Annotated in this window: 17 protein-coding genes; 11 read left to right on the top strand and 6 right to left on the bottom strand. The window is 43.2% G+C overall.

Going from position 1 to position 26,915, the window contains the following annotated elements:
• Positions 1 to 20: 20 nt before the first annotated feature.
• The 8 genes from QUB51_RS09745 (at position 21) to QUB51_RS09710 (ending at position 9,958) form a co-directional block, all read left to right on the top strand.
• Positions 21 to 2,003, top strand: coding sequence for a heavy metal translocating P-type ATPase (locus QUB51_RS09745; RefSeq protein ID WP_333176535.1), 1,983 nt, complete (start codon positions 21 to 23; stop codon positions 2,001 to 2,003).
• Positions 2,004 to 2,073: 70 nt separating this feature from the next.
• On the top strand, positions 2,074 to 2,994 hold the full coding sequence (locus QUB51_RS09740) for a vitamin K epoxide reductase family protein (RefSeq protein ID WP_333176533.1): 921 nt from the start codon (positions 2,074 to 2,076) through the stop codon (positions 2,992 to 2,994).
• Positions 2,995 to 3,643: 649 nt separating this feature from the next.
• Positions 3,644 to 3,844, top strand: a complete 201-nt coding sequence (locus QUB51_RS09735; protein ID WP_333260966.1) for a heavy-metal-associated domain-containing protein — start codon at positions 3,644 to 3,646, stop codon at positions 3,842 to 3,844.
• 45 nt (positions 3,845 to 3,889) lie between these two features.
• Positions 3,890 to 6,148: a heavy metal translocating P-type ATPase gene (locus QUB51_RS09730; protein WP_333260963.1), complete on the top strand. Its 2,259-nt coding sequence runs from the start codon at positions 3,890 to 3,892 to the stop codon at positions 6,146 to 6,148.
• Between the two features lie 259 nt (positions 6,149 to 6,407).
• Positions 6,408 to 6,725, top strand: a complete 318-nt coding sequence (locus QUB51_RS09725) for a hypothetical protein (RefSeq protein ID WP_333260960.1) — start codon at positions 6,408 to 6,410, stop codon at positions 6,723 to 6,725.
• 178 nt (positions 6,726 to 6,903) lie between these two features.
• Positions 6,904 to 7,317 carry a heavy metal-responsive transcriptional regulator gene (locus QUB51_RS09720; RefSeq protein WP_333260957.1) on the top strand — a complete coding sequence of 138 codons (414 nt, stop codon included), beginning with the start codon at positions 6,904 to 6,906 and terminating at the stop codon, positions 7,315 to 7,317.
• A 946-nt stretch (positions 7,318 to 8,263) separates the two neighbouring features.
• Positions 8,264 to 9,238, top strand: coding sequence for a hypothetical protein (locus tag QUB51_RS09715; RefSeq protein WP_333260954.1), 975 nt, complete (start codon positions 8,264 to 8,266; stop codon positions 9,236 to 9,238).
• A 135-nt stretch (positions 9,239 to 9,373) separates the two neighbouring features.
• Complete coding sequence (locus QUB51_RS09710) at positions 9,374 to 9,958, top strand: hypothetical protein (RefSeq protein ID WP_333260951.1); 585 nt, start codon at positions 9,374 to 9,376, stop codon at positions 9,956 to 9,958.
• Positions 9,959 to 9,995: 37 nt separating this feature from the next.
• Here the strand turns inward: QUB51_RS09710 and QUB51_RS09705 are convergent, their stop codons facing one another.
• Together QUB51_RS09705 and QUB51_RS30385 are read right to left on the bottom strand one after the other, a co-directional pair.
• Positions 9,996 to 10,340: a hypothetical protein gene (locus QUB51_RS09705; RefSeq protein WP_333260948.1), complete on the bottom strand. Its 345-nt coding sequence runs from the start codon at positions 10,338 to 10,340 to the stop codon at positions 9,996 to 9,998.
• A gap of 69 nt (positions 10,341 to 10,409) precedes the next feature.
• Positions 10,410 to 10,649: a transposase gene (locus tag QUB51_RS30385; RefSeq protein ID WP_445299441.1), complete on the bottom strand. Its 240-nt coding sequence runs from the start codon at positions 10,647 to 10,649 to the stop codon at positions 10,410 to 10,412.
• Positions 10,650 to 11,966: 1,317 nt separating this feature from the next.
• Between QUB51_RS30385 and QUB51_RS09700 the strand changes: the two genes are divergently transcribed.
• From QUB51_RS09700 to QUB51_RS09690, 3 genes are all read left to right on the top strand, one after another.
• On the top strand, positions 11,967 to 13,241 hold the full coding sequence (locus QUB51_RS09700) for a GNAT family N-acetyltransferase (protein WP_333260945.1): 1,275 nt from the start codon (positions 11,967 to 11,969) through the stop codon (positions 13,239 to 13,241).
• Positions 13,238 to 14,071 (top strand): hypothetical protein, encoded by an 834-nt coding sequence (locus QUB51_RS09695; protein WP_333260940.1) that lies wholly within the window; start codon positions 13,238 to 13,240, stop codon positions 14,069 to 14,071. Before QUB51_RS09700 ends, QUB51_RS09695 begins: the two co-directional genes overlap by 4 nt.
• A gap of 203 nt (positions 14,072 to 14,274) precedes the next feature.
• Complete coding sequence (locus QUB51_RS09690) at positions 14,275 to 18,021, top strand: hypothetical protein (RefSeq protein WP_333260937.1); 3,747 nt, start codon at positions 14,275 to 14,277, stop codon at positions 18,019 to 18,021.
• A 64-nt stretch (positions 18,022 to 18,085) separates the two neighbouring features.
• Here QUB51_RS09690 and QUB51_RS09685 read toward each other — a convergent pair whose 3' ends face one another.
• The 4 genes from QUB51_RS09685 to QUB51_RS09670 all read right to left on the bottom strand — a co-directional run bounded on the left by QUB51_RS09685 (position 18,086) and on the right by QUB51_RS09670 (position 26,912).
• A complete protein-coding gene (locus tag QUB51_RS09685) occupies positions 18,086 to 19,300 on the bottom strand; it encodes a DUF6575 domain-containing protein (RefSeq protein WP_015211775.1) in 1,215 nt (404 codons plus the stop codon).
• Positions 19,301 to 19,309: 9 nt separating this feature from the next.
• Positions 19,310 to 19,723, bottom strand: coding sequence for a hypothetical protein (locus QUB51_RS09680; protein WP_333260934.1), 414 nt, complete (start codon positions 19,721 to 19,723; stop codon positions 19,310 to 19,312).
• A gap of 87 nt (positions 19,724 to 19,810) precedes the next feature.
• On the bottom strand, positions 19,811 to 25,597 hold the full coding sequence (locus QUB51_RS09675) for a DEAD/DEAH box helicase (protein ID WP_333260930.1): 5,787 nt from the start codon (positions 25,595 to 25,597) through the stop codon (positions 19,811 to 19,813).
• Entirely contained in the window at positions 25,590 to 26,912 is a 1,323-nt protein-coding gene (locus QUB51_RS09670; RefSeq protein ID WP_333260926.1) for a hypothetical protein, read from the bottom strand. Before QUB51_RS09670 ends, QUB51_RS09675 begins: the two co-directional genes overlap by 8 nt.
• Between the last annotated feature and the right edge of the window lie 3 nt (positions 26,913 to 26,915).

The following is a 26,915-nucleotide window of genomic DNA, read 5'->3' as shown; positions in this document are numbered from 1 at the left end:
CTTTCAACCTAGGAGACATCATGAACAAGCCAAAAGCATCGGATTCCGGCTGCTGTAGTTGCAGTCACGACGATCGCCCCGATCTCAGTCATGAGAATCATAACCATGACCACAGCCACAACCGCGGTCAAGGAGACTTCAACCTGAAGCAAGAATTGATTCCTGTGATATCGGTTGTTGTCCTATTTGTTGGCGGTTTAATTTTTGAAGAAAAACTGCACAACACGCCCTATTCTGTAGGTGAATATCTGGTTTTCATCCCAGCCTATCTTTTAAGCGGATGGAATGTTTTAACCAGTGCGGGTCACAACATTCTACGAGGTCGATTTTTTGATGAAAACTTCTTAATGACTATAGCAACACTCGGGGCTGTAGCTATTCACAAACTCCCTGAAGCAGTCGGGGTGATGTTGTTTTTCAAAATCGGAGAACTTTTTCAAGAATTTGCCGTTGGGCGATCGCGTCAATCGATCCGATCGCTTTTAGAAATTCGCCCAGACAGCGCCAACCTCAAGGAAAATGGCGACATCAAAAAAGTTTCGCCCGAAACCGTAGCCGTCGGCGATATCATCCTCGTCAAACCCGGAGAAAAAATCCCCTTAGACGGTGAAATTATAGACGGCAATTCTCAAATTGACACATCTGCACTAACTGGAGAATCAGTACCTCGAACCGTGAAAGCTGGAGAAACAGTTTTAGCAGGAACAATTAACCAGACAGGAGTTCTCACCGTCAAAGTGACCAAACTCTTTGGTGAATCTTCAATCTCCCGAATTCTGGAATTAGTAGAAAATGCCAGAAGCAAAAAAGCTGAAACTGAGAAATTCATCACCAAATTTGCCAGTTACTACACGCCGTTTGTAGTATTTGCATCGCTAGCAGTAGCTTTAATTCCGCCTTTGTTCATTTCAGGAGCAACTAATGCAGACAGATTTTTATGGGTTTACCGCGCCCTAGTCTTGTTAGTTATTTCCTGTCCTTGCGGATTGGTGATTAGCATTCCTCTGGGATACTTTGGGGGAATTGGCGGTGCAGCCAAGCGCGGTATTTTGGTTAAAGGCTCGACTTTTTTAGATACCCTGACAGCAGTCAAGACAGTTGTTTTGGACAAAACAGGAACTTTGACAAAAGGAGTTTTTAAAGTAGCACAAATTGTGCCTAGAAATGGTTTTGCCCAAACAGAGTTGATGACAATAGCGGCTAAAGTAGAATCTCAATCAAATCACCCAGTCGCGAAATCTATTATGGAAGCTTACGGCGGAAATATAGATTCATCGGATGTGAAAGATTACGAAGAAATAGCGGGACACGGCATTCGAGCCAAATTAAATAATCAAATTGTGCTGGCGGGAAATGACCGTTTGCTGCACCGAGAAAATATCCCTCACGATCTCTGCAATGCTGAAGGTACTGTCGTGCATTTAGCGGTAGACAACCGCTACGCTGGCTATATTTTGATTGCTGACGAGCTTAAGGAAGACGCAGTACAGGCTATTCGCGACCTCAAAAAATTAGGTGTTGAGCGAATCGTGATGCTCACAGGAGATAATCAAGCTGTAGCCGATAGTGTTGCGAGAAAGCTCGGTTTAGATTCCTATTTAGCCGAGTTATTACCCGAAGGAAAAGTCGAGGCGATCGAAAAACTGATCGATCAATCTAAAAAAGGCGATAAAATTGTCTTTGTGGGGGACGGAATTAATGATGCACCCGTTCTTGCGAGAGCTGATGTGGGCATAGCGATGGGGGGTTTGGGTTCGGATGCGGCGATCGAAACTGCCGATGTTGTGATTATGGCAGATGCACCGTCCAAAGTGGCTGAAGCTATTCAGATTGCCCGAAAGACTCACAATATTGTTTGGCAAAATATCATTTTTGCCATGTTAGTCAAAGGCATATTTATTGCTTTCGGTGCTTTTGGGTTAGCTACAATGTGGGAGGCAGTTTTTGCGGATGTTGGGGTGGCTTTAGCAGCTATTTTCAATGCGACTAGAGTTTTGAAATAGAGTGTTCGCAGGGTGGGCATTGCCCACCTTACGCCACAATTGAAACATACATTTTGAGGTCAAAAATACTATGCGTCGTCAACGTTCTCAGCCCTGGATTCACCGCTATTCTCGTCCCATCACGGCAGGAATTGCCTCGATAGGGGCTGCGATCACTGCTTATCTAACAGTGGTCAAGTTATCCAACGGCACGGCAGTTTGTCCGGTCGAAGGCTGCGATATCGTGCTTTCGAGTCCCTATGCCTATGTCTTTGGTTTGCCTCTTTCTTTGTTCGGTTTTTTGGGCTATTTGAGCATGATAGTTTTTGCCGTAGCTCCCCTACTTGTTAATCCCGTAGAACAGAAGAGTCTCCGCTCTAAGTTAGAGTCTTGGACGGGACTATTTCTGTTTGCTGGTAGCACAGCTATGACGATTTTCAGCGGCTATCTGATGTATGTACTGGCTGTTGATATCAAAGCAGCTTGTATTTACTGTATTGCCTCTGCTTTGTTTGCAACTAGCTTGTTTGTCTTAGCATTAATCGGTCGCGAATGGGATGATATTGGGCAACTATTTTTTATAGGAATTCTGGTGTCTATGTTAGTGCTGATTTCCTCTCTGGCTCTTTATGCCGATGTCAATAATCTCGGTACAGCTAAGGAGACTAGCATGAAGACTATAACATCTTCCGGTACTTCCGAAATTGCTTTAGCGCAACATTTAAAAATAGTGGGAGCTAAAATGTACGGCTCTTTTACCTGCGATCATTGTCAAGCGCAGAAAGAAAGTTTTGGCAAAGAAGCGGCTGGCATTATCAATTATATCGAGTGCAATCCTCAAGGAAAAAATGCTCGGCGCGATCTTTGCGAAGCTGCGAAGATTCAAGCGACTCCCACTTGGGAAATTAACGGTAAGTTTTACCAAGGGCAAAAATCGTTGCAGGAGTTAGCTGATTTATCTGGCTATCAAGGAACTCGCGAATTTAAAAATCTCTCAAATCAGGAACGTTGACAAGAGTGATTTTTGGCGATCGACCTAATCATAGTCGATCGCACGCATCTCGGTTTAAGGTATGAAAAATACACAATTTTATATTTATGGTAATCGTGCGGTTGTAGCTAATGGGCGATCGATTATAGTTTGTTACTTTCTCAGGAACAGAAAGTGTTGATTGTTTCTGTTCCTGAGAGAAACTAAAGTCGGATGAGACGAATACGATTTTCGGGCATTCGTTGGAGATTGGCAGCAACTTTGGGGCTTCTATCGTCGCAAACTGTCGATGTTGGCACAAAAGACGGGGCGCAAGAAAGTGAACCAGAGTGCGGATGCTGTTGGAGGATGGGTTAAAAGAAGAGGTATAGGGCTAAGGATTCTCTTGATATTGTGCGATCGCTGTAATCCGAGAGTGGCGATCGCTTTTTCATGCTAGCGGGACTTAAACAACAAGTTTTAAAACTAAACATCGTCGCCCCAATCTAGGATACACCGACTTTGAAAACACGCCCTAGGGATTCAAGAGACAGCGGAGCGTGGTGTCCAGGGTGTTGGTTTCTCCTTTTTAGAGGTTCTCAAAAATTTCTTCGCAATCCCCCTTGACACTCCAGTGGACTGGATACTGCAAGATAGGATTAACCCCTCAAAGGAAAGGAAAAATACAACCATGACACTACAGCTAAAAGTCCCTAACATGGCGTGTTCAGCTTGTGGCGAAACCATTACCAAAGCCATCAAGACAGTAGATGCCGCCGCAACTGTTCAGGCAGATCCCAAGACCAAACTGGTCAATATCCAAACTCAAGCATCTGAAGCCGCCATTACAGAGGCAATTACAGCGGCAGGTTATCCCGTTACCTGTCACTAAAGATTTCTCAGACCCATTTTAAGGATGAAAATAAGGAGGTTTTGTATGGAAAACGCCACTATGAAACTGCGAGGCATGAGTTGTGCCTCTTGTGCAAGTAACATCGAAGAGGCAATCCGCTCAGTTCCGGGAGTTGAGACGTGCAATGTTAACTTTGGAGCTGAACAAGCCAGCGTTACATATAATCCCAGCCAAACTGATGTAGCAGCGATTCAGGATGCCGTGGATGCGGCTGGATATTCTGCTCTGCCGATGCAAGATGATGTACTTGCTCCTGAAGATGATGCAGAACGGCGGGCGCGGCAAAGTGAAAATCAGGACTTGACCCGCAAGGTTTGGGTTAGCGGTATTATCAGCGCCGTTATCGTGATTGGCTCGCTGCCTGCGATGACGGGATTGCCTATTCCCTTCATTCCCATGTGGCTGCACCATCCCTGGCTACAACTTGTACTCACTACTCCAGTATTGTTTTGGGCGGGTAGGTCTTTCTACATCAATGCCTGGAAAGCCTTGAAGCGTCATACCGCGACAATGGATACGCTAGTAGCGATCGGGACAGGGGCAGCTTACCTCTATTCTCTATTTCCCACCTTCTCTCCCCAGTGGTTTATCAGTCAGGGTCTTAAACCAGATGTGTACTTTGAAGCGGCATCTGTAATTGTTGCATTGCTCTTGCTAGGACGACTGTTGGAAAACCGCGCTAAGGGACAAACCTCAGAAGCAATTCGTTCTCTTATGGGTTTGCAGGCAAAAACGGCGCGGGTAATTCGTAATGGACGAGAGGTGGACATTCCCATCGCTGAGGTAGTGTTGGAAGATGTCATTCTAGTTCGTCCGGGTGAAAAGATTCCCGTGGATGGCGAGATTATTGATGGCTCCTCAACGATTGATGAGGCAATGGTGACGGGTGAAAGTGTACCCGTGAAAAAGCAGCCTGGTGATGAAGTGATTGGAGCGACTATTAACAAGACTGGAAGCTTCAAATTCCGAGCCACACGAGTGGGTAAAGATACGTTTTTGGCGCAAATCGTTAAACTGGTGCAGCAAGCGCAAGGCTCCAAGGCACCGATTCAGCGATTAGCCGATCGCGTTACGGGATTGTTTGTCCCTGTTGTGATTGCCATTGCGATCGCTACCTTCGTCATCTGGTACAACATCATGGGCAACGTCACAATGGCATTGATTACCACCGTGGGCGTGCTGATTATTGCTTGTCCCTGTGCGCTTGGCTTAGCCACGCCAACCTCGATCATGGTGGGTACAGGTAAAGGGGCAGAAAACGGAATTTTGATTAAAGGTGCAGATAGTTTAGAACTGGCGCACAAACTGCAAACTGTTGTTTTAGACAAAACAGGCACGATTACCCAAGGTAAACCCACTGTAACGGAGTTTATAACGATTAATGGTACCGCCAATGGTAACGAGCTAAAACTTCTGCGCCTCGCTGCATCCGTCGAACGGAATTCAGAACATCCTCTGGCAGAAGCGGTGGTGCAATATGCCCAATCTCAAGGAGTGGAGTTGACGGATTCACGGGAGTTCGAGGCTCACGCAGGCAGTGGTGTGCAAGGGTATGTATCCAATGAATGGGTGCAAATTGGAACTCATCGTTGGATGAATGAATTGGGAATTGATACCAGTAGTTTGCAGCAACCGTGGGATCGATTGGAATATCTCGGTAAGACGGTTATCTGGATTGCCGTGAATGGCAAAGTAGAAGGAATTATGGGCATTGCCGATGCCGTGAAACCATCTTCTGTTGTCGCAATTCGCACTTTACAAAAGATGGGATTAGAAGTGGTAATGCTAACAGGTGATAACCGTCGCACGGCGGAAGTCATAGCGCAGGAAGTTGGCATCAAACGAGTTATTGCAGAAGTTCGTCCCGATCAAAAAGTCGCTCAAATCGAAAATCTTCAGGCAGAGGGAAAAATTGTCGCAATGGTGGGGGATGGAATCAATGATGCACCGGCACTTGCTCAAGCTGACGTAGGCATGGCAATTGGCACAGGAACAGATGTCGCGATCGCAGCTAGCGATATCACTCTAATTTCTGGTGACTTACAAGGCATTGTTACTGCCATCCAACTGTCTCGCGCTACGATCCAAAACATCAAACAAAATCTGTTTTTTGCCTTTGTCTACAATGTGGCAGGCATTCCGATCGCCGCCGGAATTCTTTTCCCGATTTTTGGATGGCTCCTCAATCCAATTATTGCCGGGGCAGCAATGGCATTTAGTTCTGTTTCTGTAGTAACAAATGCGTTGCGTCTCCGTAACTTTCGACCCAAAAATGTTGGCTAATTTGATTCGTGCTTAAGAGGAAATAATGATGGACAAGCAACTTGCCTTTCTAGGAACATTAGCAGGATTTGGATTTCTGCTTGGAGTAATTTCCGGTTCAATTTTTGGAGTGTTAGCGTAGCCTATTTTTTCACTCTGATGAATGAAACATCGAACGATAGCGCGGGTTTAGTCAATCACGAAGGAAATTTACTAAATACCTTTGTTCAAAACCCGCTCTTACTGCCATAATCTTGTTTATTTTTTAGGAGGTTTTCAAATGAGCGGCAAAACAACAATTATCGGTACTATTGCTAGTCTCGGGGTTGTACTAGGAATGTTATCTGGTGAAGGAATAGCGCAAAATACCCATGAAACGCACCCAACTCAAACACAGCAAAGAAGTCAGTTTCATCGCATTGAACAACCCTTAAGTAACAAGATTTTAGTTACTTTGGCTGGACTCGGATTAATTAGTTTAGAACTTTGGTGGTTTCTCCTTAGCAAACCCAAATCTCAGAAAGCAGTTACAGCAGAAGTGCAAGCCGCTAACGTCTCTGACCCAGATGAAATGGCTGCTCAGGCCTTAAATAACTGACCGTCAACCAAGTGCGATCGCTCGAATGGTTTGTCCAGACGCCTACTGCTACCCAAAGTTGCGACATTCAGGCGATCGCCACTCTGTCATTCAAAAAAATGTCTAGCCCCTCTTGACTCTCCATCCCACTGGATAGTTTATCATAAGCTTAGAGTTGGATTCAGTAGAGGAAATGAGTATGTTAGTTCAAGAAAAGCAAAAACTCATTGGTTTAGTTGCGAAGGAAAGCGGCGTACCGATCAAAACCATTCGCTACTATGAGGAACTCGGTTTAATCAAGGCATCAGGCAGAACCGAAGGGAAATATAGATTATTTAATTCTGATATTTTGACTCGGCTAAGGTTTATTAAACGCGCCCAAACTTTGGGATTAAGTTTAGCCGAGATTCAAGAATTATTGACGGTTCACGATGGGGGAGAGTTGCCTTGTGAACACATCAAAGTCCAGTTACAAGATAAACTGCTCGCTATCGATCTACAAATTCAGCAACTACTTATCCTCAAACTAGAGTTGGAAGGATTACTTTCAGGTGCGCCCACCTTACTAGAAAAGGTTGATTCCATCATTTGTCCTCTGATTCAAAAAAAGTAAATTCTTCTATAACTTAATTGTTTCGATCGGTGTGTCAACGGAGGTTATAGAAGTTGACACACTGGTTTCTTATTAAAAAATAATATCTCTCAACACAACAGCCCCATACACTGATTAAGGCAAATTTAACAGTTATGGTCAAAGTGGGAAAATCATGGTTTATATATCTTCTTGCTGCCTAAATATTAGAGTTGCAACACATTAAAAAAGATGAATTAGCAGGGCAAATATTTGACCATGAGCTAGAGCTTGCCTACGCCGTAATTCAGGGAGTAGAAGTTAGATAGAGGAGAAAGAAAAAACTACCGTACCCAACGTGTTAAATTTAAATCCAATCACCACACTTAATGTTTCGTTACATAAAGATAGTTTTTCCCGCCTACCTACTTATATGTCGATTTATTCTGGAAAAATTTGTCAATATTTTTTCGCTACCCCCTTGACTCTCCAGTCGAATAGAGAATTTAAGCTGTTATTAGGTTGAGTAAGTTCACGATTGATTTACTAAACAAAGTTCACCCATCAATCACCATCGATTAGAAATTGAAAACTATGGTACTGCAACTAACTGTTCCTAAACTAGCTTGTTTTGCTTGCGTGAATGCTATCACCAAAGTTATTCAAACGCTTGATTCTACTGCCTCGGTTTAAGCCAATCCAAAAACCAAACTTGTCAGCATAGAAACTCAAGCCTCCGAAACAGCAATCAAAGAAGCAATAGCTGCGGCTGGCTATCCATCCGTGTAAACCTTTTAGTTTTTTTTCCTGCCAGCGGTTAGCTTTTGGCTAGCCGCCAATCCTAAATATTCATCTTAACTCTGGAGTTTATCAGTAGTTTAGAGGATTCATTTACAAGAATGCCCTTAACTAAACACTCCAAACGAGAACAGCAAAGTCTGAACCCCTGATAAATCGACAACCTCAAGTTTACTAACTGGAGAAAACAATGAAGCCATTTTTAACTGCAATTGCTATCACTTCAACTCTCATCCTAGCTCAAGGTTGCTTCTCACCCTCAAGCACGAAATCTGGCGAAACCTCAACTTCTTCTGCCTCACAATTAGCAAATACAAGTTCTCACGAGGGTCATGTAATGGATAATGTCCAGACATCAGGAGCTAATAAAAATCTTCATGAGGGTCATAATATGGAGGATTCCAAAACCCATGACGCTGGAGAACAACATCATCATGGTGGTTATTCAGGGCATTCCGATGCCGAGCCTGCAAATGCTATCGCTAAGCTGACAGTTCCCTCCAATATCGCGCCCAAAACTCCCGTACCTTTGGTAATTGAAGTCCAAAACAAAGAGGGAAAGTCTATTGCTGATTTTGATAAATTCCAAGAACAATTAATGCACCTGATTGTCGTTAGCGATGATCTCCAATATTTCAATCATATTCACCCCACCTATAAAGGAAATGGACGCTTTGAAGTTCAAACTGATTTTCCCGACTCAGGTGGTTACACGCTGTTCAGCGATTACAAACCAGCAAAAAATGCAGAACAAGTTTCTGTCTTAAAAATGCAAGTTCCGGGTCAAGCTTTAGCTCGGTCAAAAGTTGACATGGCTACCACAAAAACTTTGGGAAATACTAAGGCTAACCTCGCGTTTTCTCAACCTCAAATAAAAGCAGGACAAGGAGTTAACTTAATTTTCAAGTTGCAAGATGCTAGTAGCAACCAACCGCTGAAGGATTTACAGCCCTATTTAGGCGAAAGAGGACACTTAGTCATCCTCAAGCAGTCATCACCGTTGACAAAAGCCGACTATATTCATGCTCATGCCTTGAAAGATACTCCAGCAGGAGAGGTTCACTTTATGACCAGTTTCCCCCAACCAGGAAAATATAAGCTTTGGGGGCAGTTCAATCGTAATGGTCAAATTGTCACGGCTGATTTTTGGGTAAACGTTGAATAGTTATACTCGCATTTTTCGTTTCTGAAGCAGAGAAACAGATTTTTGTCTCGAAGGCTTGATGTCTAAACATTTTGCTATCAGCTAACTACTGGTGGCTGATAGCAAAACTCCTTGGCGATAAATCATGAGTAAACTATGGAATCATCTGAATTACAACCTTCTTCAAACACCAATCTTCAAATCCATTCAGAGTCCGCTTCTCCACGGCGATCGTCCCCTTGGTTATTGCTCGTGTTGCTCCTTGTGGGCGGTGGAGGGATTGGACTGGGGCGCGTTTTTGCTCCGAGTAATCAATCACCTCCAGCAACAGTTCAGCAACCGCCGCCAACGCCTGTAAAAACATTGTCGGTGCGAACCAGCCCAATTACAGAAAGCTCCGAATTCATAGCTAGCCTGCAATCGCGTCGCTCTGTCATCCTGCGACCAAGAATTCAGGGTCAGGTTTCTGAAATATTTGTCCGAGCAGGAGATCGAGTTGAAACAGGTACCCCTGTGTTGAAGGTTGATGCAAACCAGCAGCAAGCTTCGGTTGAAAGTCGAATTGCAGGGGTTGAATCGTCTCAAGCCGATTTGGAAACTGCTAGAGCAGAAGCAGCAAGCGCCCAAGCTGACGCCAAAAATGTCAGAGCGGTACTCAAAGCATTACAGACTCGTCGAGTTTCTGAACTGTCTGACCTAAAACTCAATCAGCGAGAGTACGAACGGTTCAGCTACCTATAGAGCTCATTTGACATCTAAGAGACCAACCTCTTAATCATCAGCCTAATAAAACAAAGATTAACTTTGGCAGTTGCATTATCCAAAGTTCTCTCGAAGTCAAGAGTGAGGATTTTGCACCAATAATCCAAGCATTCGATCGTTCGATTCTCCATCTCGCTTTTACTGGAACAAATCCTGATTTACCTTGGGCTTCTTTTTGTTGTTTCGATGGTTTTTCCGAGAGTTCAAACTTAATTTTGGTCAGAATCTGTGGGTAAATCTTCTTTAACTCAGTAATCAAATGTTCGGGATGATACCCGTTGGTAGATTTGTAAAAACAATATCCTTTCGATGCAATACTGGCATTACAAGTATTTTTTACTGCTTGTGAGTCGATCATCATCAATGTAGTCCACTTCGGTTTTTTTTAACTTGCAATCTGACTTGAGAATGTCAGACCCTCATCAACTCTTCAAGCACACCTTGAGAGCGCCACTGTTTGTAATGCCAATATACGGTTGAGTAGGGAGGTAAATCTAATGGTCGCGTCTGCCCACTTGCCACCATTCTTGAGTTGATAGAAGATGCCATTTAAAATTTCTCTTTGAGGCCAGTTAGGGGGTCGAGTTTTCTTTTTAAGCGGCAATATTTGAGAGAGTAAGGGTGACAAAACTTCCCATTCAGCATCTGTGAAATTAGTAGAGTACGGCATCGCCCGAGAGAGTGTTTTGATGGTAATTTTACATCAACGAGCGTCAGCGGGGACAACCAATTTGAAAACTTTTCCAGGCTAAGCTTTAAACCCCAAAACCTTAACAAACAGCTCACAGCAGGCAATCGACTGCTATGAGCCTCACGCCCGCTATGAGTCGATCGTCAAAAGATGTCAAATGGGTTCTATAAGGGCGTGAGCATAATCCCCTTCTTAAAAACACGATCGCCCAAGAGGTTATGTGTCATTAATTCAACAAGTAGTAAGAACCCAAAGCGCTTCTCTAAACTGTGTAAGACTCAATGGCTGTACTTGAGAGCGATGCCTACGCCCCCTTCCGACGCATCTATCTAATCCGTTGACATCTGGGTTTTGGCTCACATCATCTTCCATCCCGATTGCCGAGCGTATTCAACTCAACATTACGCTCGCACTTTGGGTTTCATCTCGCACAAATCTTACAGCACAACCGTGACGTTGGGAATGGGAAACGCAAAATATTCCGTCAGTATGCCAATGCGGTAATTAAAAACTTTGTAGCGATATTTGAAGTATAGTTCGACATCTCCCTAGTCTTCCCAAATTAGTAAACAGCGGGTGAACGCCTAAAACTTCTAAGTGTTGCACGATAAGTTCGCCATTTTAGTAGCTCGCGCCCTCTTCCATAAATTATCCATCCAGTTTGGTGTTGGGGCTTTCTTAAAAATCCGGTTAAGTGCTGAGTGCTGCTGGTATTGTGATCCGTTAGCACTTGTGCTATATTCTGAAGTTTTTATCCTTCTAAAATGCTTAATTTTCGTGCAAGTACCGGGTGTGACAGTAATAGCCAGCACAACCCTTGCTGGTCATAGGATGTAGCAATGACATCCTACTGATAGGACTATGCAAGTAGCATACTCGAATCGGCTTGTAAGGTGTATCAGACTTTGATTAGGGATAAATTATCAGATTATCATAAGTTTCCTATCGGGTCCACCTTATTAATTGGGACACTTGCATAAGTCCTGGCTAAGTAAGTTATTCTATCAAACAGTTAACTAATCAAGATGGAATGTTTGAATCCAATAATTTAGTAATGCAAAGGTTTAATAAAGTAGTAAAAGTACAATATAATTAATTGTATAGATTTTACCGGAAGCAACAACTTTAAAATTAACAGGTGCGGACATCGGCTACACTTGTCTACGTTCGTTGGTTGGAAGAAGTGAGGTATGTGTGCAGACTAGGTGTTTAGAGTCAGAGGTGGTATTTGCTTCGAGCGAGGAGCTAGTTCAGATTAAGGTGCTTGCCGATGTGCATCGGCAAGAGATAGGCTTTGTGAATCGAACAGTCCTGGCAGAAGCGATCGCAAGCCGTGAAGTTCTTTACCACCCCTTCGGCTTTCTCCATTTTCATCACCGTCGAGACAAAATCTCTACTCTTTACCATCTTTGCGTTTCCCCCGACCACCGCAGGCTAGGCATGGGTCGTCAGCTTATTTGTGCATGGGAAAAACACAGTAGGAAGTGCGGTATTACAAAACTGCGCCTAAAATGCCCCCTGGACATAGAAGCTAACGGGTTTTACAACAAGATGGGATTCGATCGAGTACAAATTGAGCCTGGTAAACGTCGCTCTTTAGTTGTTTGGGAAAAGATATTATGCAATAATGCTCTCACAACTCCCCAGTTTGTGGCGGCTGTAAGTGCTGGCGGCCCTGAAATTGAACGCAGTAGACAGTTGTGGATTTCTGGCGGCGATCAGCGTAATCCTTTTGATCGCGTTCTTTACTCACCGATAACGTGCCCAGCTTCTACTACAGAATACTTTCATCAACAAAAAGATGTGGGCAACATTTCGGAAGTTTGGCTAGATTGCGGGGCATATCAGGTGCAACAGGGGAAATTTACTTACGATCGACTGCTGGAATTTTTAGATAATTTTTATCGCAATAATACTTGGGCAGATGGGTATGTATTGCCGGATATTGTACCCATCTCAACTGATTCAGATAAAATAGTGGAGTACAAAGTTCGCGAAACGCTTTACCATTGCGAAAAATTTTTCAGTAAAATGCCAATTTATGTACAAGAACGTGCGATCGCTCCTGTACATGGACGCAACATTAACCAAATCAATCGCTGCATTGAGACCTATGCAAAAATGGGTATTACCCGTATCGGTTTCGGTTCTTGGGGAACGTCAGGGCCTAACGGCAGCGTTAATATGATTTCTGAATCTAGTTTGGCATTGTTTAAGATTGTTTGCAGTATCGCCAGTGAAAAAAACATGAAAGTTCACTGCTTTGGCATTGGCGGCCCAAACAGCTTTTATCGCCTCCGCAATAACTCTCTTGTCCCTCATAGTTTGGATAGCTCAACTTGGTCGAAAGCTGGAGCTTTCGGTAGCATCTTTTTTCCGGGTACTTCTCAAATTCAAATAACCGTTAGACGCAGCTTTGAAACTACTAAAACAGGTTTAGAGGCCCTTAAAGAGTCTACACAGCATTCATGTTATTTTTGTCAAAATATTGATAAATTGAGAACCAGCAGAGAATATCGGATTATGCACAATTTAACAGCTTGGTTAGATACCTTACAACGCGCTTTATGAGCAACAAATTAACTTTACACATTCAGCAAAACACCACACTAGAAAGAGTAGCTGCAATTCTTGATTTCTTAAAAAACCAAGAAACAAATTTTGAAGAATTGGCAGCTACTTGTAATTTAGGAGTTTCCGTTATCCAAAAGGTAGTATTCCCATTTTTGCGAAACATTTCAATTATTTCAAAAAAAAATCCACCCTCACTGACACCTCTTGGTGGAATTGCAGCTATAATTCAACAGTCTAACCCCGAATTGTTAGGAGATTTTTTACATTTACTAATTTATAATTTGCACCACAAAGAATCTGAAAAAAGGTTTTCTTGGACTTATGCTACAGTTGTACAACAACTCTGGCTGCGAAAAGAAGTTGTTTTATCGCCTCCCGAAAAAAAATCTCTAGTGGGAGAAGTAATTGAAAAGGCTGCTGTCAAGTTTGAACTACCTACCAGTGAAATAGCATTTAGTGATACGAGTGTGGCTGGTGCCCTCAATTGGTTGCGATCACTATCACCCAGTGTTATAGAACCAGAAGGCAAATACGAACACTTCAGCCGTCGCTACTTCAGCGCCGCTCCTATTTTACTTCAGGCAGTAGACACAATCTACAAACAGCAACAACGAACCTATGGAGTCAAGATTTTCTTGCGAGAAGAAGTTCAAGAGGCTATTTGTCAAATGTTGTTGCTAGATCCGAGCGGATTAGATGGTAGCATAGATAATGCTAAATGCACCTATGATTATGATCGAGGTGGCTTCTTTGACTGTGGCTATGAAGGGGGATACGGACAATGGGTAATGCTGACTCAATCCCCTGAGTGGACTCAATTGCTTTAGCTAAGTATTGGCATTCTCCGAGACACACTTTATATTTACAATCCATGAAAAGATTATTAGAACAACTAGACTCAATCCAAGCAATTGTTGATACAGTCAATCCCTCCCAGATAGAAAATGAGCCTCAAGAAGTAGCCAGAGTTTATAATCTATATGCAAGCAGCTATAACCCAATTGAACCCGTAAAAACTCTAAAAGACCATTTGATTGAGGAAATTGGTAAGGGTAAACCTGTTACTGGCTACCTTAGTGCCGACTATGGGTATGGTAAGACAGCAACACTAATTTATTTATGGCAGCAGTGTCAGGATCATAAGATAATGGCGGTGCCACCTTTCAAGTTTAAAGAGCTGGGAGATTTGATGGTTGCCACTTATGGCTGGATAAAAACGTGCCTCAAACCAGAATTTCTTCCTCAGATTGAGGTACTGTATCGCAAATATGGCTTGAAGTCTCAGCAAAATATAGCAGCAGAAATAGCGCTCAAGTACAAGTTATCTGAAGAGAAAGCTTTAAAAATTATTCAACAATTAAATACTGACACCACAAATACTGATAATGTTTTGAATTTTTGGCAGGAGACAGTTTCTCTCCTTCGACAAGCAGGTTTTGCAGGTTTAGCAATATTTGCGGATGAAAGCCAAGAATTTTTGCGAACAGAAGAAGGTGCTAGCGTTCGTATCCAGATTTTGAGCGATTTAGTTAAAGGAATGCGAGCTTTGGGTTCTACGCCTGTTGCATTAATTCTAAGTATGCCGACTACTCCGACTGAATCAGCTATTGAAGAACAAGCTGGTGATATTATTCACCGTATGAAGGAACAGAAAGTATCTCTTAGATTAGCTGGTGCGTACAGCTCTGAGTTCCCAGGAAAACTGTGGAATTATTTGTGTACTAATTTTCTGGAAGACAAGGCGCAGCAGAATCACTTGGCACATCCAGCAACAATTGAAAGTTTAGGGCAATTATGCGATCGACAAAACTTCAGCAATGGCCCTCGCACCGTCATTGAAGTATTTAAACGCATAGTCCATTTTGCCCAAAATAATCAGCATCCCTATACTCCTTTAGATTTGATTCAGGATTATCTAGAAGGACAAGTACAGTTATATGGTACGGAACAACACAAAATTAGCAATACTATCAAAACCTTAGAGCCGTTGATCTCCTTTCCAAAACACCCAAAAGGACGAGAGGTAATCAGGCTACTCGCTGGTTTCCCTTCAGGCCTTTCTGAAAGTGTAGCTAAACAATTTCAGCTCTTAAAGGAGTTGAAAAAACTAGCAGAAGATGACAATTTTTACGGTCTGCACATTATACAGCCGACTGAGCGCACTTTTGCTTTAGTAGCCCTTCTTCAGACAAGCATTCCCACAGTTGTAGATAAAATTCTAAATCGATTTCGTCAGCAATGGTTTGGAGAGTGGAACGATACTCAAAAAGAAGAGATGGCTACAACGATTTTCAAGTCAGAAATTATTTCTTTACTCTTCCCACTTTCTAGAACGGGCCAGAAAGCCAATTGGTTTTGGCGTTATAAAGGGGACTGGAAGCAGGATAGATTTGGAGTTTTTAATTTATTAGATGGGGCTCCAGAAAAATATAATGCGGATTTTCCTAAGCGTTCTCTTGTTATCAGTGTCGGGAGTAAAGAATCTGGTTTAATGAGGTTTCAATCCCCAGAAGAAACTCACTTAGATTGGCGGTTTTACTTAAGCTATGAGCGAAAAGGAACCGTCGTTCCACAAGTTTTAACTGCGATTGCCGGAACTAATCAAGTAGACTTCCATCTTCAGTTAGGTCGAAGTTTTGAAGGCGAATATCCCACATCCTTCGGCTTACTCCGCAAAGTCATGGCTTCCGAACAATGTTCTGTTTGTACGCTGCTGAGTTTGTCTCATTATATTCAAGACTGGCTCTCAAAAAATCCTGAAGTCAGTAAAGCCGATCGCTCTAGATTAGAACACCATCGCCAAGAGTGTCACCAGTATGCCATGCGATTGCTGTTTCCGGCGATTTCGCCTCAAACTTGGGAAATTGTGGGCCTCAAGGGGGTAAATGGCTCAGACAGTAAACTTATCGAATCAGTGTTCTATCAAAAATGTAAAGCCTTATTTACCGATTATAAGTCTTTCTATAATAGTATGAACCCGACGTTACGTAAATATAAGTTGCTCTTGGAAAAGATACCTTTATCTGTTCGCAAAGGTCGTCAGTTATATCAAGTTTCCAAAGAAGAATTTGAAAAATTGTTTGAAATGGGGAGTTCTAGCCTACCCAGTGTTTTAGCAGTTTTCAAACAACATGGCTTGATGAGTGGGGAGAAAATTGCAAAACGGAAAGAAGGAAATTCCCAAGTTAAATTTACAGAACATCCTTTGGAATCGTTTATTAAAGAGAAACTGCAATCACAAGGCAGAACACAGACAGTTGAGACGACGTGGGGACACCAAGATGTTAAAGCATTAGAGTATTCAAAGTTATGGAAAGCAGTAAAACTGCTTGGCTATCTTGAAGACGAGTTTCAAGAAGCTCTTGAATGGTTGCAGCGACGACGCTACATAGAGTGGGCGCGTTCAACGGATGTTATCCGCGAAGCCAGTTTGGAATTAGAGCCAGATGAGTTAAATGCTCAATTAAAAGAACTCCGCGTTCGGGTTTCTTCGTTACTTGAAACTTTTGATGAGACGATTTTACATGAAATCAATGAAAAGATAAATGAGGAGGAAAAAATTATTGATGCTAACCATGAGTCTGAGGTAGCTCTCGATCAAGTTCATAGAAATATCCAAGCCGAACGGGAGCTTCTAGAAAATTTTTGCATTGAGAGGCGCTCAACCCTGCAAAAAGAACTGCGTGGAATTAAACTCAGGCTAGAAAAATTTACCCTAGACTTGAATGCTTCTAAAATTAGTCAAATTATTGAGAGTGATAGTGGCCTAGAATCTTGTCTCAATGACTACCGGATAATTTTGGAAAGGCAAGTAAATCAGCTAGATAAAGATTGCCAAAGCCTAGCTAGTTCGCTTAAAGTAAATGAAATTGATATACTTGCATTGCATCATCAGCTAAAGCATTGTCAGCAGTTTTTGCTAACTTACGAAACCACTAAATTAAGGCTTGAGGAGTTGGTAGATGGTTTAGAGAAGTGGCGGATTATTCTAAATCGAGCACAGATGTTACGAGAGAATTTGAATAAAGACCCAGTTCGCTTGATGCGTTATGATGATGACTTTGTTGACCGGGTTGTTAAGCATTTTAGCAACAATCAGCTTGAGAGTTTTAGACAGTACGATTTACTGCAACAACCTTTGGTTGAACTTGAAGAGGAAATTAATGGTGAACAGCGCTCGCGTCGAGAGGCTTTCGAGCAAATGCTTAGTCGTTACGAAGTCTTACTGGATCTAATTTCAATTAATGAATCTCCTTTGAAAAATAGATGCAAATTTGATGATGAAGACCGGGATGGATCTTACCAGATTATGAAAGGAGTTTTGTGGGAAATTTTGCAAAAATTCTGCGAAGGTTTGGTTTCAGAATGGGAGCAATTGGAGCGTGATTTTTCCTTTATTTCCCAAGAACGCGACCACGATATGACAGAGTTTTTGAGTCAACTCACTGATTTAAAAACACAGCTATCATTACAAAGAGAACAGTTGCGATCTGCGATCGACAACTTAACCAACCTTGAAGAACGAATAACCCAACTCAAATCTATTTTTGAATACGGTCAGGTTCTTCAGGATAAATTGAAAGAAATTCATTTTAAAAGAGATGAAAGCCTTCAGGAGGAAGAAAGACAGCTTTTAAATGCCATTAGCTCTGACAACAGTGCGATCGCCATTAGCCAACTTCGTCAAAATTTGCCACATAATCAGGAGGTATGGGAACTCTTAAAGACTTTGTACAAAAAGGGACATCTAGAGATTATCCTTCGCCGCCGCGATTAATTTTTAAATAGTATATACTTCGACTTCTAAACTACTTTTATTTACAGTCTGTTAGGCTCATATCTTAACTTCTGTGAGGATGTAGAGCCACAAGTTTATATTTCAGTTTTCCCTCTGGGATAGTAGGTGATATTTCCTTAACTTCCCGAATAGTTGAAAAGTAAATCTCACTTAGAGTTGCTGTTTTAACTCTAGGTATAGCTTCATCAATAATACGCCCTAAGTATTTCTTGTTAGTTTCATTAGCCAAAATTTCATAACTTTTAGTCCTGATATTCAATCCAATTAGTTTGCCAATAATTTCATACTCTCTTACTGTTTCATCTTCAGTTCTACTAATAACTTTTAAAGCTTTTTTTATAGATGAAAGGGGTAATTCAACAGAACCTCCTCGTTCATGATTAGGGGAACCCCAGTTAAAACGAAGATTAGTTTCAGATTTAGATAAATTCAATAGAAAATCTCTATATCCCGAAGCTACTCTACTTTTCAATGTCCAGAGTTTCTGACGTAAAATATCTGCGTTATCTTCAGGATTACCACTCATTTTAACCAATTCCAAAAATTCGTTAAGAGCAATTTCCACTAAATAATTAGCGTTGTCTTTTTCTATTCCTTCAGGTAAGGTTGCTAGTTCTATGCCAAAAGAACCCGGGAAAGTTCCTAGTACAGTTAACTGTGTTTTTTCAGTAATTGAACGAGGTATCATTCCTGTTGGAGTCGGTGTACCATCTATTGCTTGACCAAGAGCATTAAAGACACTTTGTACAGATTCTAAAATTCTTCCCAAAAATGCTACAGGGGCTTCAGTTGGATTCGGGGTAGGAAATTGAAAGGTCAGGTTAAGAGTTTCTCGTTGAATTTGTATTGCAGTGCGAGGTGCATCTTTTACTTCCCAAATGAGAGGTAATTCGTTGCCTACCTCAATAAATTCATTGGGCATAGGTAACCAATCGTCAATTAGATTTTCACACCAGATAATTTCAACTTTATCAGGGCTATCATCTGAGTTGATGATTACTTCATAAACAAAGCCATCTTCTGAATTTAAAAAAGCATTTCGTATATCAATCAAGCCAGCCCGGATATTTTCAAATCTACGTTTAGACATAGAGACATAAAGCCATTTTTCCAATTTTTTTGTTTGAGAGTACAAAATAGCAATGAATAGATGTCCTGATATATTCCGACACGAAAAAAGGCAGGGCGTATCGTAATATTCATACACCTCGATCAATTCCAATTTCCCTAAATGAGTCGATTGTGGAAGAAGTCTCATAAATATGCCTCATTCAGTATTGGGGCAAGTGATAGTAACAATTTGAAACTCTTTCCAGGCTTCAGTATTCTCAGGGAACCACCAAGTATGGTGATTTTTGCCTGTTCCTTTTGCAGGGGTATTCTGTATTAGTCCTAAATCTAAATCGGGGCTTAGATGTCCCAAGGCAACTTTCTTCTCGCGAAGGAAAGGTTTTCTGCGAAGAGCAGTGCAGACACCTTCTTCTGTAGTAAACACAGAAAGACCACAAGTTTGACATTCCGTTAAACCTTTAGGGCAAGGCTCACTTGGGTTCATTTCGCGCCACGAAAGAAAATCCTCTAGCTGTGGGGGATCTTTATCAACAAAGCGATACACCGAACCTGCGACTGGGTGAGCATTTTCAGGTGGGCATCCATCAGGGAGGTTTTCAGACCAAGGCATCAAGTGCTAATTCTATTTTAATTATTTACGCCAACATTTAAAAGCAGAGTAATCATCTTACCGAATCCTTGGTATTTTTCAACAACATTAGGCACAATCTCCCGGTCGCCGGAGAACCATAAATGGGTTGGCAGCCTCCACCTCATAACCAGAATACTGCGTATGTGCGCTCGCCACCGCTGCAATCCACTCTGGATGGTCATCATTCCATAAAGGATGTCGAATCATTTTGATTGTCCGCCGTCGAGCATTCTGGTGAACGTAGCCAGTGAGAGTCCCAAACGGCACCGACGCACCATAACCCAAGCGTTGAAGTGTAGCAGGAATTGGGCCTTGGACTAGGTTAAGCCAAGGATTCTGGAAATGGTCCCAAGAAGAGTTGAGATCGATCGCCGACGCAGGATTAGACACCAATCGTGCCATATCTAAAGCCAGTCGCCAATCCAATAACCCGTGATAAGCAAGGTTTTGATAGTCCCGCAAACACAAATTGCATGAAGTATCACATTTACTTCCGTGTTCTTCGTGAGGATTCGTCCATTTCCAGGCAATGCTGTTTGAAATTGTTGGATCTGCCCGATCGATTAGTTGTTGAAACTCATCTGGTTGGGCTAGAAACCGACAATAACCCGCCCCATTCTCCAATTGATCGCAAAGAAAAGCTTGACCTATAATCGCTCCATTCTGCTCTAATGAACGAAAACCAGCCTGCAACTCAAGTGCATCCACATCAAGCAGAGAAGCAGCCGCTACCCGCAGCCAGAACGCAAAAGAATACCAAGCAGCACGACCTTCAACTGTAGTTGGAGTGGCAAATATGCCATTAGGCCATTGCACGAGATTAACTAGCAGAATGTCCGTTTTTCGACGAGACAATAACGCTACTCGGTAGGCAAGTCCAGACGTACCAACCAGGCTATTCGGGTTAGAAGACACAGTATAAGCTCCGGGTTTCTGCCGTCCAAAAACAGTTGCCTGCTGAAAGTCGAATCCCCCCTCGCCACCATTATCATTAGCCGAAATGATAGTGTCATTGAATGCAGATACAGAAGCATTAAGGACAAATGCAGGCGTGCCATTATTTGCACGCCTGCCATCATCATTCGGAGGGATACTCAAAGAAGGTCGTGTTGATCGCGGTTGCCACTCAAATTGCCCATCAAAGTCCTCTGGTTGCAAGTCTGTAAAAAATGCCTTGGGTTCCCTGGCATCAATGCAACGCATCGCATCATTTACACCGCAAACTGGACATTGAGTTGTTGGCGGTGTTTGACCGCCCGGTAGTGGTTGATTTAAGATTATGTGCGGGTACATTACCGCTTGACAGTTACTACAAAGTCCGAGAGATTGGTTGCCATTTGGTAGTGCAGGGGCAAACCCTGAATCTGAAGCAATTGTGTTGCCTTGAGGATATAATTCAACTACACCACAGGCAGTGTGAACCGCCTTATCTTTGACAGTCTCAGAGCCGGGTGCAAATTGGCTGATAGCCACATCAAGGTTGCGATCGACTATTCCCGTCTCTGGTGGCCATTGAGCGCCAGGTGACGGCCAGCGCGTGTAAAGTAAACGCACCCGCGTCGGGAAGCCAAACATCGGCAATAACCCCGCGTTTGCCAAACGTTCGCTCAGTGCATTCTGAGTGTATGTAGAGTCATTGACTTCAGTTTGAATGTCGGAGATCAGTTGATCGCGGAGATAATTCAACATTTGAGAATTACTAGCATTCGGTAATGTTGTTTGCACCCGCAAAATATCTAAAACTGACAAAATCTTCGGTTCATTGGCTGGATTGTTTAACCAACCTGCGATCGCTACTTCATAATTAGGCCAATTAGCAACATCACCAAACTCACCGTGTACGTTGTCAGTCCCACCTAAAGACGCAGTGATTCCCGTGTCTGTGAAAGCTTGCCTTAACACCTCTTTTCTGAGGACGCGCTGAAAAATTTCTTGACTCTTCATATCAACATAAGGCGGTGGGGGTGCGTCCCCTGTAATACTTTCAGGACGCTGAAAGTAAAAGTCATCGTGGCTTCTGCCTCGACAGAAGGTAACAGCTAATGAAACTCCCGCAGAACGTCTGCCAGCACGACCTACCCGCTGTTGATAATTAAATCGGCGTGGTGGCATATTTGCCATCATTACTGCTAGGAGTGCACCAATATCAACCCCTGCTTCCATTGTCGTTGTTACGCTCAGTAAATTGATTCCCTGAACCCGTCCGTTCTCGTCATTAATAAAAATGTCTTGAAACCAGCGCTGACGCTTAGTTCGCTCTTTCTTGTCAGTTTGACCCGTTAATTCCTCGGCATTCATGCGGAAAGGTTGACCTGATTGCTCTGAAAGATAGGTATAGTAATCAAAGTCGCTTGTTGTCTCTCCGGGTATCAGTTGAATGGTGGAAAAATTGGGATTGTTAGAACGGCGATCGCTGTTACATTCGGGGCAAACTCCAGCCGCAGGTTGAAGAAAGAAAGCATTGCATTGGGGACAACGGAATCCCGGACGCAAACCATCAGGATTGGCTGCTGGTGGTAGAACGAGATAGAGGCGATCGGGATCGAGTGCAAGTCCTCCACCGCTAGGTATGCCAACGTGTGACTGGATTAATTGTTGCTGGATATCGGCTGGTGCTAAACTCGTTTTTGTAATATAACGTTGAGCAAAATTTGATAAATTTGAGTCAGTCCCCAGGCGGAAATAAGGGAAATAGCGGTGCAATTTCCGAGTCCCTAATTGTCGAATAACTGCCTCAGTTGCTTGAATCAGATTAGGTGTTGGGTTCCCTTGAGGTTGATAGCTAACCCAACCCTGTCCGAGTCCTTCAATTGTCCGAGCTATGTGTGGGAAAATAGCGTACATCAACTCAGCGGTTAGCAAATCCTCTAACCGATTAATGTGATTGCTCTGTTGCGGTGTGGGAGAGACAATTGGTATGACTGAATTGCTTCCCCAGTGATAACAATCAAACCAAGGTTGCCAATTTTGACCGTTTCCTTGTCCAAGTGAATATTTTAAAGCCTTAAAATCCGTTCCCCCCGGACAAATCCCGTATTCTAGTAGCTTATCTCTAACTGTTCGTCGCAAATCTAAAAGAAGAATTCGCTGTGGGTAGCGCTGGAGTAAATCAAGCCATTGGTTGCGAGCTTGCGGGTTGAATGGGGGTGAATCCATCACCCAGGAAACAGCTTCATTTACCTGGGTAGAATAGGCATTACCAAATCGGTTGCGCCTTTCCATATCGTCTAGGCAACTGGATGATGTTACCGCAGCATGAAGATTGGGATTTAAAGCCTGTAATCTAGCCAGTGCTGCTTGGTTATTCGTACAAGTGATGCGGAGAAAGGCTACAAGATCATTCCAGTAATCTTGGAAAGACTGAATCAACAACATCCGCGCCATATCGCGATAATGATCTCGCTCCATTCCCGCTGCCAACTTCGCCGCATCCTGGCGGCTATCGGAGAAGATAACTAACTTGCGAGATGAAGATCCTGTAGGGCTTTGTTGTGATGGCATTTCTCTCAGGAGTCCACTAGCAAGTACCTGACAAGCTTTTTGAAATCCGGTGCGGTGGAAACGCAGGGGAGTAGGAAATTTGTCTCGTTTTCCATAGTCAGCATCACAGCGAGGACATTTACTTGGCAATGCTCGTTCTTCTGGATGATTGCCAACCACTTGATACAGCCACCCCGGTATTTCCTCTGCTTGTGGTTGAGCGTTATTCTGTGCGATCGCGCCTGTACTCCGGTTCAGCTTGGCGCGAACCCATTTTCGTTTTATCTTGTCAAGCGTCCATTCTGGGTCTTGTGGCTGCGTATCCCAAACAGGTGTCTCTCCAGGCAAAGGCCAAAAAACTCTATAATTTCCGTAGCGTTGATTAAGAGTAATACGGTCAGGGATTCCCTCTAAATCGGGTTGATCTGGTGTAAGAATTTCTATATTCGTGTTGCCTATCCGTCGAGTAGCTCTGTAACCGCCAACAAAAACTTCTCCACAAACTTCACAAATAATTAAATCCAAAACACGAGAACCACAGGAGCAGCTAAGGCAATGAGTGGCATGAATTGCACCAACAGTCGGAGGATTCGGATCGTTATTCCTGATAGTGCGATCGACTGCTGAATCGTCGGTACAGTCAGGGTTACAGCAAGCCCATAAGTTTTGCAGGTTGTGAAAGAATAGATGACCGCGTACAGGTTGGGGCGATCGCCCTGTACTTACTCGTTGAGACATTCCCAGTGCTAGAAGCAGTCCGCGCATCGCATCAGATACCAAACCATTAGTCGCCGCACCAGAGAAAATTTGACGGTCTAAATCTGTGGGATTATTTGAGTTATCTGGGTCTCTAACTTTCGCAGCTCGAACTGTAGGATTAGGATTATTTGGGTTAAGCAGACGATCGATTTCTCGGCAAGCATCCCTCAGTGCAGCGGCAGCACCTACAGTAGCCAGAGCTTCGCCAAGATGTTGTTCGGCACTTAGTCCTGAGGCCACTGGCTGTCCCAGTTGCACCGCCAAATTAGACATAGCATCCCGCACCTGATTTGATGCTGAATCGGGCGGTTGCATTTCCTGCAATGGATCAGCTTGTACTGACTGAGCAAACTGGGCAAAAGCACTTTGATACTGATACGAAGAAAGATTGAATCGCTCCCCAGAAGTAGGTGTTGTTTGTTGCCCCGTGATGAAGGCAAAATTATCGCGTCCAAAAAATTCGCGCAGGAAATCTTTGCCCTGTTGATTTTCTTCAAGGCTAGCTGTCGTCGTCAATATCCGCAGTTGCGGCGAGTCGGGTGTCAATCCCAAACGCGAATACAACAATCGCAGAATATAGGCAACCTCTGTTCCCGGCGTACCCCGATAAGCATGAAGTTCGTCAATAATTAGGAAAAATTGGTTATTTGGGTTGCTTGCCAACCAATTACAAGTTTCATCAAAAATATTGTTTTCGATACTCCGCATCATCATAATGTTGAGCATCGAATAATTAGTAATTAAAATATCCGGCGGACTATCTTGCATATCCCAGCGAGACCACATCTCGCCGCCATCAAGTCGCGGGAAGTAGTAAGGCAAATCGGGCATATCATGAAGTAGAGACGGATTGTTTTGGATAGCCGTTTCTATCTTTTGCCGCTCCTGTTCAATCTCCCTTAATTCGTTCCTCAGTCGTTTGATGCTCTCGTCTTTTTGTATCCCTGAAACTGGCGTTTGTCCCGTATAACGACCGAAAGTAATTCGGTTTCTGCCTCTATTTTGATCTAACCACTGATGTACTGAGGGTGCTTCCAGTGCTTTTCTCAGCCGGCGCAATTGGTCTTCAACTAAGGCATTGAGGGGATAAAGAATTAGGGCGCGGAGGGCTTTTGGTCGCTGGGTGTGCGCCAATTGAGATACTCGGTTTCCATTGCCATTCCACCAGCCATAATTATTTAGCGTTGGAGGATTAGCTGACCAAGTGCTCGATTCCCTCGCTAACTGTGCTAGTAGTGGTAACAGGAAACATTCGGTTTTACCGGAACCCGTACCAGTAGTCACAACTAAATCTTTTTGGTTGACTAGCACTTCCCGCAGGCTTTCCCATTGGTGTCGGTAAAGCTGGACTCCCGGATCGAAAATCATTTGCCCAAGTTCTGCCAAGTTGTGGTATTCGGAGGGCAGTTGATTGGCTGCGGCTGACAAATTCATCCCTGATGATGGATAAATAGGGACAGGCTCAACTAAAGGAGGCTGACTCAAGGTGCCTGGTTTCTGGAGGATGCGATCGCGTTCATCAGCCAAAGCGCGGTAACGCAGGGGAAAAGCACTTTTGATATATAGCTGATAGATGCGATCGAGTCTTTGATACGCCCCAACTAAGTCATGCACTGGCAGGTACCTCTGAGCACTTTACATTAAGTTTATCAGTTAGCAGAGAGATTACTTCCATCGGCACGTTCTCGTACAGGAGCCAGGAGTCTTGATAAGTCGGGAGTTGTCCAGATGCTAGCACTAGCGCACGTTCGTAAATTTCAGGCCAACGCTGGGAGACAGGTATTGCTAAACGCTCGCTAGCGCGATCGTAACGTGCAATACATTCAAAGCCACTGTGCTGCAACGCTAAAAATCGTAGACCATACCAGTCGCCCTGTCGCCAACTAGCGCTTTCTTGGTCATAAAAGAGTGTATAGCCTGGACGATCGCTCTCCTCTATCCTCCACATCTGGTACATACCTGTTTGATTGGGAGAGATACAGCTAACAAAATCATTACCATCAAAGCGCTTCCACTCGTATATGCTCGGCACAATTCCCTGCAAGCTTCTGAGATTCTGCTTCCAAATGTCAAGATTTGGTATAATTTCAGCAAGTCGGCTCGATACTTCCCCAGCGTAAAGGATAGAAAACTGGCTTGTAATTATATTAAAGTCACTCAAATTGAGACGAATGCAAGGCGGTGCGTCTCTTCTTGATTGATGACTGGAAATTATATCTGTATATTTTTCCAACTCCTTCAGCAACTTGATGCTGCGTTGACCGCAAAGAAGAAATTCTGGAGAGTGTGATTTAATCTTAACGAGGGCTGTAGGAGCCATAGACCATCGTGTACCGTCTGAAGAACACTCAATATGCCCAAGCAACCTAAGCCTCCGTAAAATGCGTTTTGGTTCCTCAAGTCTCAGAGCATCGCAGGCTTTTTTGAAGGATTCCCACGTTCCGCTACCAAGGGTAGATAGCCAGTAGAGAAGGTGTTCGTAACGCTGGGAAAGTGTCTCAATATCTGGTGACGATTGATTGATAGGCGATGAGGCGCTCCCCTCAAATGGGTTATCACAGGTAACTTTCTCTACAGGCTGATAAGGAATGGGGTTCGTGTAATCGTAAACTTCATGGGCTGCCCCAACCATAGATTTTATTTGTTCATAGGTGAAGCTCTTATTGCCGGGAACAGCAGAAAGTTTAAAACAGGGAAATTTGAGCAAATTTGAGTTGACAATTTCTTGAGGTATTTCTCCTAGTGTACTACTTTCAATTGCCAGAAAAAAATAAAAGCTTTTTCTAGAATTGGCTCCTTTTTCCAGTCGCAGAAGTGGCACATATTGACTGATATTTTGGTGTTGTATGTGTTTGGAAACTTCCTCGATAAGTTGTTTTGGGTTCCCTTTGTATGAAAATCCTCTGTACCAACGTTGAATTTTGGTCATTTT

Source organism: Microcoleus sp. AT8-A3 (assembly GCF_036705675.1).
Classification (GTDB): domain Bacteria; phylum Cyanobacteriota; class Cyanobacteriia; order Cyanobacteriales; family Microcoleaceae; genus Microcoleus.
This window is presented reverse-complemented; position numbering and strand designations above follow the sequence as displayed.